Source organism: Burkholderia cepacia GG4 (assembly GCF_000292915.1).
GTDB lineage: Bacteria > Pseudomonadota > Gammaproteobacteria > Burkholderiales > Burkholderiaceae > Burkholderia > Burkholderia cepacia_D.
Map to the genome: position 1 here is coordinate 2113815 of NC_018513.1, position 13680 is coordinate 2127494.

A 13680-nucleotide genomic window follows, 5' to 3' on the forward strand; every position below is an offset into this window, starting at 1 on the left:
ACGCGCGCGGCCATAAAAAAACCCGCCGGAAGGCGGGCTTTTTCAGGGATCGGGATCGTGCCGCGATCAGCGCAGCTGATTCACGAGCAGCCCCATGATCTGCCGGGCCGGCGACGACGTATCGATCGCACCCGAATCGTCGATGACCGCCACGCGCGTCTGGTCGGGCGTCAGCGCCTTCACGTTGACGCGATACTGCTTCGCCTGCTTTTCCTTCTTGCCGTGGAACAGCTGGCTCCAGAAACCCTGCTCGGCCGCGGTCAGATCCTTCGGATCGACATAACGCACGAAATACAGCCCCTTCGTGCGATCACGATCGTCGACCGTGAAGTTCGCGCGATCGAGCGCGAGGCCGACATGCAGCCACGACCGATCGTACGGCTCGCCGAGCGTCACTTCGGACGGCACCGCGCCCGAGTCGACGTCGTTTCCTTGCGACGAGGTACGCGCGACGTTCTGCGCGGCGATCGCCGCGGCAGCGGCCTTCGATGCGTCCGTGTCCGCCTTCTTCTCCTGCGGCGCCGCGTTGTCCTTGATGTTCGCAATCGGCGGCTCGCCGTTCTTCGCGCGCTGCTCGTTCTGCGCGAGCACCGCCATCAACCGCTTGAGGTATTCCGTCTCGAGCGCCGGATCGTTCGGCTTCGATTCCCACTTGCTCGAATCGTTGCTCGCGCCCGTGAGCGCCTCGCGCATGCCCTTCTGGCTGATGAACACGTAGGTGCCGCCATCCGGCGCCGAATCGAGGCGCGTCCGGTATTTGTTACGCTCGGCCGTCACGTACGAATTGCCCATCGCCTTCGAAATCACGCTACGGATCAGGCCGTCGTTGATCTGCGGATGGGTCTCGTTCCAGTCGGTTTCCATCACGCCCTTGTCGCGCTGGTCGACGACGAGCAGGAAGCCTTGCTCCTGCCAGAAACGGCGGACCTGCGGCCAGATGTCGGCGGGCTTCCTGCCGTCGATCACGAGCCAGCTCTCGGTACCGTCGCGCTGGATATGCATGCCGGTCACGGCCGGGGCGACGGTGTCCGTCGAGGGCGCGGTGTGCTGGACCTGTTGGAGCGCGGACAGGGAAGTCGCGCCACCCTGCGGCGGCAGCGAACGCTGATCGGCCGTCTCGTCGAGCATGTTGGGCGGCACTGCGAGCGACGCTTCCTTCGATTTCGAATCGCTCTTGTAGTCCACTTTCGTGGGCGACGACGTACCGCAACCGGCGACGAGCGCGCCGGTGGCGAGCACTGCAGCGAACCGCATGGTAAGACGAAGATCAGTCATGTTCGGGGAATCCTCTTCCGCTAAATCACGGCGCTTTCCGTGGATCAACCTTGCATTTTACCGGGGCCGCGCCGCGATGTGCAAAAAAGCGACGGGCAAGAAAAAACCCGCGTCAGCCTGAACTGACGCGGGTTCTTGTCTGGTCGGGGCGAGAGGATTTGAACCTCCGACCACCTGCACCCCATGCAGGTACGCTACCAGGCTGCGCTACGCCCCGAAAGAAAAAAATTATAACAGACAGTTCGCCGATTTAGAACGGGTCGCATGCATTTTGTGAATATTCCTGTGAAATTTTTCGGCCGGCCGGCCGCACAACCCGACCCGTATGCACCCGCGGCGCTAGCACCGTGCATGCCCGCCTAATCGAAAAGGACGATGGCCGTTTCGCCACGGATCGTTACCGTGCGGTTGCCCTGCGCGAGATCGATTCGCAGGCGCAGCGCCCGACCGCATGCCGATCGAGACGGCACGTCCCCGCTCCGTCCGCCGCACCGACATGCCGGCGGCGGTCTCGGTCGCGATTGCGGTCAGGACTTCCTGTAACGGTCTCCGACAAAGGCCAGTGAATGAACCAGAAAAACGAAATTTCCCGCCGACATTTTCTCCGGCTGGGTGCAGGCACGATAGGCATGGCGCTGGGCAGCGCGTCGTTGCTGTCCGCGTGCGGCGGCGACTCGATCTCGGTCGCAACGGTCACGACACCCAGGCTCGGCACGGCAGCCAACTTTCGCGATACGGCAGGACCGGACGGAACGGGCTACGCGACGGCAAGCGGCGCAGCGATGAAAAAAGGCGTGATCTACCGCTCCCCCGCGCTCGCGTTGTCCGCTGCCGACCTCGCAACCGTCAATACGCTCGGTATCACGCAGGTTTGCGATCTGCGTACGACCTCTGAAATCCAGACGCAGCCGGATGTGACATTGAACGGCGCCACGTGGCAGAACCTCAACGTGCTCGGCGTCGCCAATCTCGGGCCGCTTCCGACCACCGGCGCCACCGCGACGGCGTTCATGCAAAGCATGTACCGCGCGTTCGTCACGTCGGAAACGGCGCGGACGAGCTACCACGCACTATTCGCGGGCTTTGCCGCGTCCGGCGGCAACCTGGTGTTCCACTGCACGGCCGGCAAGGATCGCACCGGTTGGGCGACGGCCATTCTGCACACGATCCTGGGTGTGCCCCAGCAGACGATTCTCGCCGACTACCTGCTGACCAACGTCTATAGCGCGTCCGAAATCGCCGCGTCCGTTGCACACGCGCAAAAGGCCGGCGGACAGGATGCGGCCGACATGATGGCCGCGCTGCAGGGGGCGCAAGCCGCCTACTTGCAGACAGCACTCGATCAGGTCACGACGTCGTACGGATCGATGGCGTCGTACATCAGCAATGGCCTGCAGCTCGACCAGGCAACGCTGAATTCGATCCGGCAGCGCATGCTGGTCTGAACGGCCCGGCGAGCGGCGATGGCACTATCGCGGCCCCGCCGCGGTCGCCCCGGATCGGCGACGATGTCGCTCCTCGCACGAAACCCGCGCGAACCGGGACTGACGCGGGTTTGCCGATCCGGCCGCCGATGCCGCCTCCGCTTCGACTGAAACCAAACGACCGTTTGATCTTGTCGCCCCGCCGCCGCGAATCCGTTGTCCCGTCTCCCGCCGGCCGGTCTTGCGCCGACTCCCGCTGTTTGGTAACGCCGCTCTAGCACGCTATGACACACTGCACGGCATCGACACCCGCGCCGTGCATTGGCCGTGCGCGCGCGTCGATCACGACAAGACATGGAGACAGACGATGCGGAATGCGGTCCGGCGCGGCCATCGCTCGCCTTTGGCAATTTTCGACTGGAGATCCGGCCCGCGACGCGCGGCCGCGTCGGTTTCACTCGGCACCTCCCGTGCGCTCGGCTGCAGTGCACTTGCGCTCGCGCTGCTCTGCACCGGCTGCGCGGAACCGGCCGCGCAGCGCGACGGCAACGCGTCGATCGCATCGACGAAGATCGAACGCGCAAAGGCGGAACGCCTCGCCCATGAACAGCAGATCGCACGCGCCGTGCCGTCGCTCGCGTCGATCAGCCTCACGCAACCGCGTCCGTTCACGCTGCGCGACTCGGGGCAGAACGGCGCGATGACGTTCCTGCGCGACGTCGATTTCCGCATCGTCAACAACCTCGGCTTCTTCATCCACCAGTTGTCCGCGACACTCGTGCCGACGCAGGCCGGCGCGCCGATCGTGTTCGACGATCCGACGAGCTTCGAGATCGACGTGCACAAAGGCGTGGTCACGCTCGACGACGCGAAGCTGACCGCGCTTTTCAACACCTACATCTTCGGCTACCGCAACGCGCCGCTGCGCAAGCTCGCCGTCTCGGCTGGTGACGGGGTGATCCATCTGCAAGGCGAGATGCAGCGCGACGGCTGGGTGCCGTTCTCGCTGACCGGCACGCTCGCGGTCCGCGACGGCAGCCAGCTCGTGTTCCACCCGACCGGCGTGCGCGTGTCGGGCATCAACGCGCAGGCGGTGATGCGCGCAGCCAACGTGAAGATGGCCGATCTGCTGAAGGTCGAGACGCCGATCGCACGACTCGCCGGCGACGACCTCGTGATGTCGGTCGACAAGCTGATGCCGCCGCCGCGGCTGAAGATCAGGATCACCGCGCTGCGCGTGACCCCCGCCGGCCTCGACCTGACGCTCGACGACGGCTCGCACGCCGGCTTCGCGTTGCCCGCGAACGCGCCGCAACAGGCGATGTACATCCGCGGCGGCGACGTGAAATTCATGCGCTCGATGCCGATGAACGCCGACATCCTGATCGGCCCCGTCGATCCGGCGAAGCGCGACCAGAATTTCGTGTTCGACCTGTATCACTATCGCGACCAGGTATCGGCCGGCTATTTCAATTTCGACGAACGCGGCGCGATGGCGATCCGCATGCCGTCGTACGCGGGGCCCGCAAGCGGTGCCCCGCTCGGCAATGCGGCAGCTCGGCTGAACGACAGCTTCCTCGCCGCGCAGCAGAACGTGCTGCGCGACTCGCGCCAGCACTGGGAAGCGTTTGCGCTCGTGGCCGGCGCGCCACAGCCCGGCATGCAGAAAGTCGCGATGCGGCGCACGTCGACCACGCCGTTCAACGAACGCCACGTGTCGAACCGCAACCCGACGATCCATCTGCACAACGTCGACTTCAACCTGTCCGGCGACATCGGCTTCCATGTCGAGGATCTCGACGTCCAGATGATCGCGAAGCGGCCTGGCGAACCCGTCGACCTCGACGATCCGAACCAGTACGACATCCGCATTCTGGGCGGCACGGTCGTCGAATCGTGGAAGGCGATGTCCGCGCTCTTCAACAACTATCTGCTCGACTACTCGCCGCGCTCGCTGAACGACCTGCAATTGAGCGCGGATGGCCAGGACCTGCGTGTCCAGGGCGGCATCAAGCTCTGGAACCATGTGCCCGGCGTGTGGCTGCCGACCGACATGAAGGGCTCGCTCTCGGTGCTCGACGACCGGCACCTAGCATTCAAACCGTCGCAGGTGTCGGTGCTCGGCATCCCGCAGGCGCAGCTACTGCGCTCGCTCGGCATCGAGCTCGCGTCGCTGACGCCGCTGCAGCGCCGCGGCGCGGAACTGCGCGGCGACGCGCTCGTGCTCGACCAGTACACGGTGTTTCCGCCGCCGATCCTGAACGGCAAGCTCGGCCACGCGACGGTCGAACGCGACGGGCTGCGCCTCACGTTCCGGCGAGCCGCCGACGTGCCCGTGCCGAAGCGGCCGCAAATCGACGCGTCGAGCTACATGTGGATGGAGGGCGGCGACATGAAGATGTTCAATGTGCTCGAACTGAACGTGCGCGCGTTGATCCGGAATTCGGCCAAGGCCGGCCCGATGCGTTTCGACCTGTACGGCTACCGCAGCCAGGTCGCGCAGGGTTCGGTGCGGATGCTGCCGGACGGCACGCTCGTCGTCGACATGGGCAAGCCGAATCCGCTCGCAGCGCGCTGACGTGCATCGCCCGCCTGCATGAAAAAAGCCCGGTGGCGCTTCGCCAACCGGGCTCTTTCTGCTATTCGCGCGTCGCGCTCAGTCGTGCTTCAGTCCGTCGATCACATCGAGAAGCGCCTGTCGCAATGCGATCACGTCGACCGCTGCACCCGGCTTGCCCGGCGCACGCACATCGGCGACCGGCACGTCGGGCTCGACCGGTGCTGCGGCGGCGCGTTCGCCGCCCGGCGAATCGAGCCGGTTGCGCGCCCCGTTGATCGTGAACCCCTGTTCGTACAGCAACTCGCGAATCCGCCGGATCAGCAGCACTTCGTGGTGCTGATAATACCGGCGATTGCCGCGCCGCTTCACCGGCCGCAACTGCGTGAATTCCTGTTCCCAGTAACGCAGCACGTGCGGCTTGACCCCACACAGTTCGCTGACTTCGCCGATCGTGAAGTAGCGCTTCGCGGGAATCGGAGGCAAGACGACTTTCTCAACCGTAGTGGTCATCGTCGGTTAACCGTCGGTAAAGGGTGCGCGGCGGCCGCGCGGAGACCTCAGCGCGCGGAGCCTTACTCCGCGCCGTTTTCGACCAGCGCCTTCAGCTTCTGGCTCGCGTGGAAGGTTACCACCCGGCGGGCCGCGATCGGGATCGCCTCGCCCGTCTTCGGATTACGACCCGGACGCTGCGGCTTGTCGCGCAGCTGGAAGTTGCCGAACCCCGACAGCTTGACGCTCTCACCGTTTTCGAGGGCGTCGCGGATCACTTCGAAAAACGCCTCGACCATGTCCTTCGCTTCACGCTTGTTCAGCCCGACGCTGTCGAACAGCAGCTCCGCCAGTTCCGCTTTCGTCAGCGTCGGCGTCTCGGTGGACGCCGGCGCCGAAGCGTCGCGGTTCATGGCGCTGCGTTGCGCCGTCAGGAGGGCTTCGAATTCACTCGAGGTCATGTCGTTCATATCTGCCATACAGCGCGTTAAACCAAAACTTACGATGGGGAAAAGCCACCCGCGAACGGGCGGCCCCTCTCCTTAGCCGCGCAGGCGCGCACCAGCACGAGCCATCCGCTCGACCAGCGTCTGGATCGCCTGATCGACGACCTCGTCCTGTAGCGTGCCAGCCGCATCCTGCAGCGTCACGCGGAAGGCAAGGCTCTTCTCGTGCGCGGCAAGACCACCGGAAGTATTTGATTTTGCACGAAATTCGTCGAAGAGTACAACCTTCTGAACGAATCGGCAGGCGTCCTCGGCCAGCGCCTTCTTCATTTCATCGAAAAGTGCCTGAACCTCGACCGCTTGATCGACCACGACGGCGATATCGCGACGCACCGGCGGGAATTTCGACACGTCGGTCGGTGCCGGCAGCGCACGCGCGATCAGCGCGTCGGCGTCGATTTCGAACATCACCGGTGCATGCGGCAGCTCGTACTTCTGCATCAGGCGCGGATGCAGCTCGCCGATCCAGCCGACTGCGCGGCCATCGACTTCGATGCGTGCGCTGCGGCCCGGATGGAGGGCCGGATGCTCGGCCTTCACGAAACGCGCGGCGGCCGGCGCGAGCAGCGCCTCGAGATCGCCCTTCACGTCGAAGAAATCGACCGCACGGGTTGCCACGCCCCACTGCTCGTCGACCGCCGGGCCGTACGCGAGCGCGCCGACCCGCTTCGGCTGCGTGTAGCCTTCGACGGTCAGTTCGCCAGCCTTCACCGACGGATCGGCGAGGAACACACGGCCCGTTTCGAACACGCGCACGCGATCCGCGCGACGGTTCAGGTTGTGGCGCAGCACCGAGATCAGGCTGCCGAACAACGTCGTGCGCATCACCGACAGCTGGCTCGCGATCGGGTTCAGCAGGCGGATCGGGTTGTCGTTGCCGGCGAAGTCGTGCTCCCACTCCGCATCGACGAAGCTGAAGTTGACCGTTTCCGCATAGTCGCGTGCCGCCAGCGCATGACGGATGTCATGGATCGAACGCTGCGTCTCGTTGGTCGCGCGCATCTCGCTCGTCGCGACCGGCGGACGCGCCGGAATCTTCTCGAAGCCGTAAATGCGCGCGACTTCCTCGATCAGGTCTTCCTCGATCTCGATGTCGAAGCGGTGCGACGGCGGCGTGACCAGGAATGCGTCGTCAGCACGCTCGAACGGCAGGCGCAGGCGCGTGAAGATGTCCGCGATCTCGTCGGCGTCGATCTTCACGCCGATGATGCGGTTCGCGCGCGACACGCGCATCTTCACCGGTGCGCGCTGCGGCAGGTTCACCGCCTGGTCGTCGACCGGGCCGGCCTTGCCGCCGCAGATCTCGAGAATCAGCTGCGTGATGCGCTCGACGTGCTCGACAGTCGTCGCATAGTCGACGCCGCGCTCGAAGCGATGGGCCGCATCGGTCGAGAAGTTGTACTTGCGCGCACGGCCGCGGATGCTGTCCGGCCACCAGAACGCGGCTTCCAGGTAGATGTTGGTCGTGTCGAGCGTGACGGCCGTGCTGTCGCCGCCCATGATGCCCGCGAGGCTTTCGACCTGACGGTCGTCCGAAATCACGCCAACCGTTTCGTCGAGTTCGACCGTGTTGCCGTTCAGCAGCTTCAGCGACTCGCCGCGCTTGCCCCAGCGCACCTCGATGCCGCCGTGGATCTTGTCCAGGTCGAACACGTGCGACGGACGGCCGAGCTCGAACATCACGTAGTTCGAGATATCGACGAGCGCAGACACGCTGCGCTGGCCCGAACGCTCGAGGCGTTCGACCATCCATTGCGGCGTCTTCGCATGCGCGTTCACGCCGCGGATCACGCGGCCCGAGAAGCGGCCGCACAGATCGGGCGCAGCGATGCGCACGGGGAGCGTCTCGTCGAGCTCGACGCGCACCGGACGGATGTCGACCGGCGTCAGCGGCGCGCCGGTGATCGCAGCCGTCTCGCGCGCGATGCCGAACACCGACAGGCAGTCGGCCTTGTTCGGTGTCAGCTTGATTTCGAAGATCGTGTCGTCGAGATTGAGCGTGTCGCGGATGTCCTGGCCGACTGGCGTGTCTTGCGGCAGGATCAGCAGGCCGCTGTGGTCCTCGGACAGCTTCAGCTCGCGCGCCGAGCACAGCATCCCCTGGCTCTCCACGCCGCGCAGCTTCGACAGCTTGATCGCGAACGGCTTGCCGCCCTCTTCTGCCGGCGGCAGTTCCGCGCCGACCAGCGCAACCGGCACCTTGATGCCGGGCGCCACGTTGGGTGCGCCGCACACGATATTCAGCGTCGCGCCGGTGCCGGCGTCGACCTGGCAGACATTGAGCTTGTCCGCATCCGGATGCTTGACGACTTCGAGCACGCGGCCGACGACGATCTTCGACGTCGGCGGCGCAGCCTTGCTCAGCGATTCGACTTCGAGCCCCGCCATCGTCAGCGCGTGCGACAGTTCGTCGGTCGTCAGCTGCGGGTCGACAAAGGTTCTCAACCAGGATTCAGGGAATTGCATGGATGTCTACGTTCGAAACAGGTTAGATCGACGCCCGGGCCCCGTCGGAAACGTCCGGCGGGGCGTGCGCGGGCACATGTCGGCGCGGCGCTTGCGTTAGGCGAACTGGCGCAGGAAACGCAGATCGTTCTCGAAGAACAGCCGGAGATCCTGGACGCCGTAGCGCAGCATCGTCAGGCGCTCGAGGCCGCTGCCGAACGCGAAGCCGATGTAGCGCTCGGGATCGAGGCCCATGTTGCGGATCACGGTCGGATGCACCTGCCCCGAGCCGGAGATCTCGAGCCATTTGCCGGCGTTCTTGCCGTGCTCGAACATCATGTCGATCTCGGCCGACGGTTCCGTGAACGGGAAATACGACGGACGGAAGCGCACGAGGATGTCGTCGCGCTCGAAGAATTTCTTCAGGAAATCGGTATAGACGCCCTTGAGGTCGGCGAAGCTGATGTTTTCGTCGATCCACAGCCCCTCGACCTGATTGAACATCGGCGAGTGGGTCGCATCGCTGTCGACGCGATACGTGCGGCCCGGCGCGATCACCTTGATCGGCGGACGGTTCATGCGCGCGTAACGCACCTGCATCGGGCTCGTGTGCGTGCGCAGCAGCAGTTGGCGGCCGTCGGCATCCTTGCCTTCGACGTAGAAGGTGTCCTGCATCGAACGCGCCGGATGGTTCTCCGGGCTGTTCAGCGACGTGAAGTTGTACCAGTCGGTCTCGATTTCGGGACCATCGGCCACGTCGAAGCCGATCGAGCGGAAAATCTGTTCGACGCGCTCCCAGGTGCGCATCACGGGGTGCAGGCTGCCTGCACCGGCGCCGCGGCCCGGCAGCGTGACGTCGATTGCCTCGGCGGCGAGGCGCTGGTTCAGCAGCGCGTCGGCGAGCGCCTGGCGACGTGCGGTCAGCGCGGCTTCAACCTGCTGCTTCACGACGTTGATGCGTGCGCCTTCGGTCTTGCGTGCTTCGGGATCGAGCTTGCCGAGGCCCTTGAGCAACTCGGTCAGCGCACCCGACTTGCCGAGAAATCGTGCTTTCTCGTTTTCGAGCGTGGTGATGTCGGCAGCCTGTTCGAAGGACTGCTGCGCGTCGGCGACAATCTGGTCCAGATCCATAGATCCCATCATTTCCAACGTCATTCGATCTTGGCGTGCGAAATCGCCCACCAAACAAAAAAGGGGCTCGGAAGAGCCCCGTTTTCGCTGCAGCGGCCGAGACTACCGGAACGTCGCTGCAACTAACCACGCAGTGCTAATTTCGCAATTAGGCTGCAACGGCGGCTTTCACCTGCTTGACGATCGCAGCAAAAGCAGCCTTGTCGAACACCGCCATGTCGGCCAGGACCTTACGGTCGAGTTCGATCGACGCCTTCTTCAGGCCGTTGATGAACACGCTGTAGGTCATGTCGTGCTGGCGAACTGCCGCGTTGATACGCGTGATCCACAGTGCGCGGAACACACGCTTCTTGTTGCGGCGATCGCGGTACGCGTACTGACCAGCGCGCATCACCGCCTGCTTGGCGATGCGGTAGACGTTATTGCGACGGCCGCGATAACCCTTGGCCAGGTTGATGATCTTCTTGTGGCGGGCCCGTGCGGTTACCCCACGTTTGACTCGAGGCATGTTTCTCTCCTTAGAGTATCAGTTGAGGGGTTACGCGAACGGCAGCATCGCGCGGACGGAGTTCAGATCGGAATCATGAACTGCCGTTGCGCCGCGCAGGTGACGCTTGTTCTTCGTGGTTTTCTTGGTCAGGATGTGACGCTTGAAGGCTTGACCGCGCTTGACGGTACCGCCCGGACGCACCACGAAGCGCTTTGCAGCACTCTTCTTGGTCTTCATCTTAGGCATGACGAACAACTCCAGTTTATTAGATGGCGATGGGTGTGCGGTTGGCTTGCGCCCTTGACCCGCCCTTCGAAACCCAGTCCACTTGTGTACGGCGAACCGCTTGCGCAGCCGCCGTCATTGCTGGCACGTCGCCCTGACCGGGCAACGCGCCGAACCACTGCCGAACCTGCGCGGCAAGCGCGCGGGCCCGTTACTTCTTTTTCTTCGGCGAGAGCACCATGATCATCTGGCGCCCTTCCATCTTCGGCATCTGCTCGACCTGGCCGACTTCCTCGAGATCCGTGCGCAGACGCTCAAGCATCCGCATACCGATCTCCTGGTGAGCCATTTCGCGACCGCGGAAACGCAACGTGATCTTCGTCTTGTCGCCCTCTTCGAGGAAGCGCACGAGGTTGCGAAGCTTGACGTTGTAGTCACCGTCATCGGTACCCGGGCGGAACTTGACTTCCTTGACCTGGATGACCTTCTGCTTCAGCTTCGCTTCGTGCTGCTTCTTCGATTCCTGGTACTTGAACTTGCCGTAATCCATCAGACGGCAAACCGGGGGAACCGCTTGCGGCGCGATTTCCACCAGGTCAACATCCAGTTCTTCCGATTTACGGAAAGCATCAGCGAGTTTTACGATACCGAGCGGTTCGTTCTCGAGCCCGACCAGACGCACTTCCGGCGCAGTGATTTCACCGTTGATGCGATGCGACGACTTATCAGTAGCGATGTTACGTTTCCTCTAAAAATTAAAAAAACGAGCCGCGCTGCCAGGGCGGTTACTTGAACGAGCGCAGGTCTTCCTGCAGACGCTCAACGAAGGCTTCGACCGGCATAACGCCAAGGTCGACGCCGCCACGGGCACGCACGGCTACCGTTTGCGCATCACGCTCCTTATCGCCCACGACGAGGAGATAAGGCACCTTTTCCAGCGTGTGCTCGCGTATTTTATAGCTAATCTTCTCGTTGCGCAAATCGGCCGCCACTCTAACCCCTTGTTTTTGCAACGTTTGGGCCAGAGATTGTGCATATTCGGCCTGACTTTCGGCGATATTGAGCACAATTGCCTGGAACGGCGCGAGCCAGGCCGGCATCGCGCCGGCATGGTGCTCGATCAGAATCCCCAGGAATCGCTCCATCGAACCGACGATCGCACGGTGCAGCATCACGGGCCGGCGACGGCTGTTGTCTTCAGCGACGTACTCGGCGCCGAGGCGCTCCGGCAGCACCATGTCGAGCTGCAGCGTGCCGCACTGCCACGAGCGGCCGAGCGCATCCTTGATGTGGTATTCGATCTTCGGGCCATAGAACGCACCCTCGCCCGGCAGCTCTTCCCACGACAGGCCGCACGCCGTCAGCGCGTCGCGCAGGCCCTGCTCGGCGCGATCCCACGTTTCGTCGGTGCCCGCACGCTGGTCAGGGCGCAGCGACAGCTTGATGTCGATGTGCTCGAACCCGAAATCCTTGTACACGCTCATCGCCAGCGTGTTGAACGCGATCGATTCGGAAATGAACTGCTCTTCCGTACAGAAGATGTGCGCATCGTCCTGCACGAAGCCGCGCACGCGCATCAGGCCATGCAGCGCGCCCGACGCTTCGTTGCGATGGCACGAACCGAATTCCGCGTAGCGCAGCGGCAGGTCGCGATACGAGCGCAGGCCGTGCTTGAACACCTGAACGTGACCCGGACAGTTCATCGGCTTGATCGCGTAGTCGCGCTTCTCCGACTCCGTCGTGAACATGTTCTCGCGGTAGTTCTGCCAGTGGCCCGACGCTTCCCACAGCGAGCGGTCCATGATCATCGGCGTCTTGATCTCGAGATAGCCGGCGTCGTTCACGCGGCGGCGCATGTACTGCTCGACCTGCTGCCACAGCGCCCAGCCCTTCGGATGCCAGAACACCATGCCCGGCGACTCTTCCTGCATGTGGAACAGGTCGAGCTGCTTGCCGAGCTTGCGGTGGTCGCGCTTTTCCGCTTCCTCGAGCATGTGCAGGTATTGATCCTGGTCTTCCTTCTTCGTCCAGGCGGTACCGTAGATGCGCTGCAGCTGCTCGTTCTTCGAGTCGCCGCGCCAGTACGCGCCCGCGACCTTCATCAGCTTGAAGACCTTCAGCTTGCCGGTCGACGGCACGTGCGGGCCGCGGCACAGGTCGGTGAAGCCGCCGTGCGAGTACAGCTTGATTTCGTCGCTTTGCGGAATCGATTCGATGATCTCGGCCTTGTACTTCTCGCCGAGGCTGCGGAAATAGCCAGCCGCCTCGTCGCGCGACACGACGCGGCGCGTGACCGGCTCATCCTTCTTCACGAGTTCCTGCATGCGCTTTTCGATCTTTTCCAGATCTTCCGGCGTAAACGGACGGTTGTACGAGAAGTCGTAGTAGAAGCCGTTGTCGATCACCGGACCGATCGTCACCTGCGCATCCGGATACAGATCCTTCACAGCGTACGCGAGCAAGTGCGCGGTCGAGTGACGGATGATGTCGAGACCGTCGGCGTCCTTGTCCGTGACGATCGCGAGCGATGCGTCGCGATCGATCACCGTGGACGTATCGACGAGTTCGCCGTCGAGCTTGCCACCAAGCGCAGCCTTCGCAAGGCCGGGACCGATCGAGGCTGCAACCTCGGCAACTGTCACCGGATGCTCGTATTGTCGAACTGAGCCGTCAGGCAAGCGTATCGAAACCATAGCAATCTCCGTGATGCCGACAGTGGGCGGCAAACCAGGCACGCGATATAAAAGTCACGCGCGAAAATTTCGCGACAAAAAAAATGCGGCCCCGCTTTCGAGGGGCCGCATTCGATACTTCACTCAAACTGAAAGGGCGAAAACGTTCCTCGACTAGCGTCGCTCCGAAAAGGTTTCGGTCAACGTTCGCGGTGTCATAACCGTATTCGCCTTGTTCGCGTTGAGTTATTTACTGCATCGAACACCCGGAAACCGGGCATTCTCAATTCGTTGGTAGGCTCGATTGGACTCGAACCAACGACCCCCACCATGTCAAGGTGGTGCTCTAACCAGCTGAGCTACGAGCCTAGAGAAGCTAAGATTATATGGAGCTGACGCACGCTTGGCAAGTGTTTTTATGCGGCCGCAGCAAAATAACCGTGTTCCAACCCCATTACGGGAG

The 13680-nt window shown here is 63.3% G+C and carries 11 protein-coding genes and 2 tRNA genes; 2 read left to right on the forward strand and 11 right to left on the reverse strand.

What is annotated here, in order from left to right:
• Positions 1-66 precede the first annotated feature (66 nt).
• Both bamC and GEM_RS09695 read right to left on the reverse strand, forming a co-directional pair.
• Complete coding sequence (gene bamC, locus GEM_RS09690; RefSeq protein ID WP_014897230.1) at positions 67-1275, reverse strand: outer membrane protein assembly factor BamC; 1209 nt, start codon at positions 1273-1275, stop codon at positions 67-69.
• A gap of 140 nt (positions 1276-1415) precedes the next feature.
• A tRNA-Pro gene (locus GEM_RS09695) sits at positions 1416-1492 on the reverse strand.
• Between the two features lie 412 nt (positions 1493-1904).
• On the opposite strand from GEM_RS09695, the gene GEM_RS09700 reads away from it, so the two are divergent.
• Positions 1905-2720, forward strand: a complete 816-nt coding sequence (locus GEM_RS09700; RefSeq protein ID WP_014897231.1) for a tyrosine-protein phosphatase — start codon at positions 1905-1907, stop codon at positions 2718-2720.
• 346 nt (positions 2721-3066) lie between these two features.
• Positions 3067-5277: a hypothetical protein gene (locus GEM_RS09705; protein WP_014897232.1), complete on the forward strand. Its 2211-nt coding sequence runs from the start codon at positions 3067-3069 to the stop codon at positions 5275-5277.
• Between the two features lie 78 nt (positions 5278-5355).
• Here GEM_RS09705 and GEM_RS09710 read toward each other — a convergent pair whose 3' ends face one another.
• From GEM_RS09710 to GEM_RS09750, 9 genes are all read right to left on the reverse strand, one after another.
• Positions 5356-5769 (reverse strand): MerR family transcriptional regulator, encoded by a 414-nt coding sequence (locus GEM_RS09710; RefSeq protein WP_014897233.1) that lies wholly within the window; start codon positions 5767-5769, stop codon positions 5356-5358.
• 62 nt (positions 5770-5831) lie between these two features.
• Entirely contained in the window at positions 5832-6218 is a 387-nt protein-coding gene (locus GEM_RS09715; RefSeq protein WP_006486093.1) for an integration host factor subunit alpha, read from the reverse strand.
• A 72-nt stretch (positions 6219-6290) separates the two neighbouring features.
• Complete coding sequence (gene pheT / locus GEM_RS09720; RefSeq protein ID WP_014897234.1) at positions 6291-8720, reverse strand: phenylalanine--tRNA ligase subunit beta; 2430 nt, start codon at positions 8718-8720, stop codon at positions 6291-6293.
• Positions 8721-8816: 96 nt separating this feature from the next.
• Positions 8817-9830, reverse strand: a complete 1014-nt coding sequence (pheS, locus tag GEM_RS09725) for a phenylalanine--tRNA ligase subunit alpha (RefSeq protein WP_014897235.1) — start codon at positions 9828-9830, stop codon at positions 8817-8819.
• Between the two features lie 148 nt (positions 9831-9978).
• A complete protein-coding gene (gene rplT / locus GEM_RS09730) occupies positions 9979-10338 on the reverse strand; it encodes a 50S ribosomal protein L20 (RefSeq protein WP_004192938.1) in 360 nt (119 codons plus the stop codon).
• 30 nt (positions 10339-10368) lie between these two features.
• Positions 10369-10566, reverse strand: a complete 198-nt coding sequence (gene rpmI / locus GEM_RS09735) for a 50S ribosomal protein L35 (RefSeq protein WP_004191477.1) — start codon at positions 10564-10566, stop codon at positions 10369-10371.
• 190 nt (positions 10567-10756) lie between these two features.
• Positions 10757-11281, reverse strand: a complete 525-nt coding sequence (infC, locus tag GEM_RS09740; protein WP_080599380.1) for a translation initiation factor IF-3 — start codon at positions 11279-11281, stop codon at positions 10757-10759.
• Positions 11282-11330: 49 nt separating this feature from the next.
• Entirely contained in the window at positions 11331-13238 is a 1908-nt protein-coding gene (gene thrS, locus GEM_RS09745; protein ID WP_014897236.1) for a threonine--tRNA ligase, read from the reverse strand.
• A gap of 271 nt (positions 13239-13509) precedes the next feature.
• Positions 13510-13586 (reverse strand) — tRNA-Val (locus GEM_RS09750).
• Positions 13587-13680 lie beyond the last annotated feature (94 nt).

Coding starts and splice junctions, on each gene's coding strand:
- bamC (WP_014897230.1), bottom strand. CDS start 1,275: ATGACTGATCTTCGTCTTACCATGCGGTTCGCTGCAGTGCTCGCCACC.
- GEM_RS09700 (WP_014897231.1), top strand. CDS start 1,905: ATGGCGCTGGGCAGCGCGTCGTTGCTGTCCGCGTGCGGCGGCGACTCG.
- GEM_RS09705 (WP_014897232.1), top strand. CDS start 3,067: ATGCGGAATGCGGTCCGGCGCGGCCATCGCTCGCCTTTGGCAATTTTC.
- GEM_RS09710 (WP_014897233.1), bottom strand. CDS start 5,769: ATGACCACTACGGTTGAGAAAGTCGTCTTGCCTCCGATTCCCGCGAAG.
- GEM_RS09715 (WP_006486093.1), bottom strand. CDS start 6,218: ATGAACGACATGACCTCGAGTGAATTCGAAGCCCTCCTGACGGCGCAA.
- pheT (WP_014897234.1), bottom strand. CDS start 8,720: ATGCAATTCCCTGAATCCTGGTTGAGAACCTTTGTCGACCCGCAGCTG.
- pheS (WP_014897235.1), bottom strand. CDS start 9,830: ATGGATCTGGACCAGATTGTCGCCGACGCGCAGCAGTCCTTCGAACAG.
- rplT (WP_004192938.1), bottom strand. CDS start 10,338: ATGCCTCGAGTCAAACGTGGGGTAACCGCACGGGCCCGCCACAAGAAG.
- rpmI (WP_004191477.1), bottom strand. CDS start 10,566: ATGCCTAAGATGAAGACCAAGAAGAGTGCTGCAAAGCGCTTCGTGGTG.
- thrS (WP_014897236.1), bottom strand. CDS start 13,238: ATGGTTTCGATACGCTTGCCTGACGGCTCAGTTCGACAATACGAGCAT.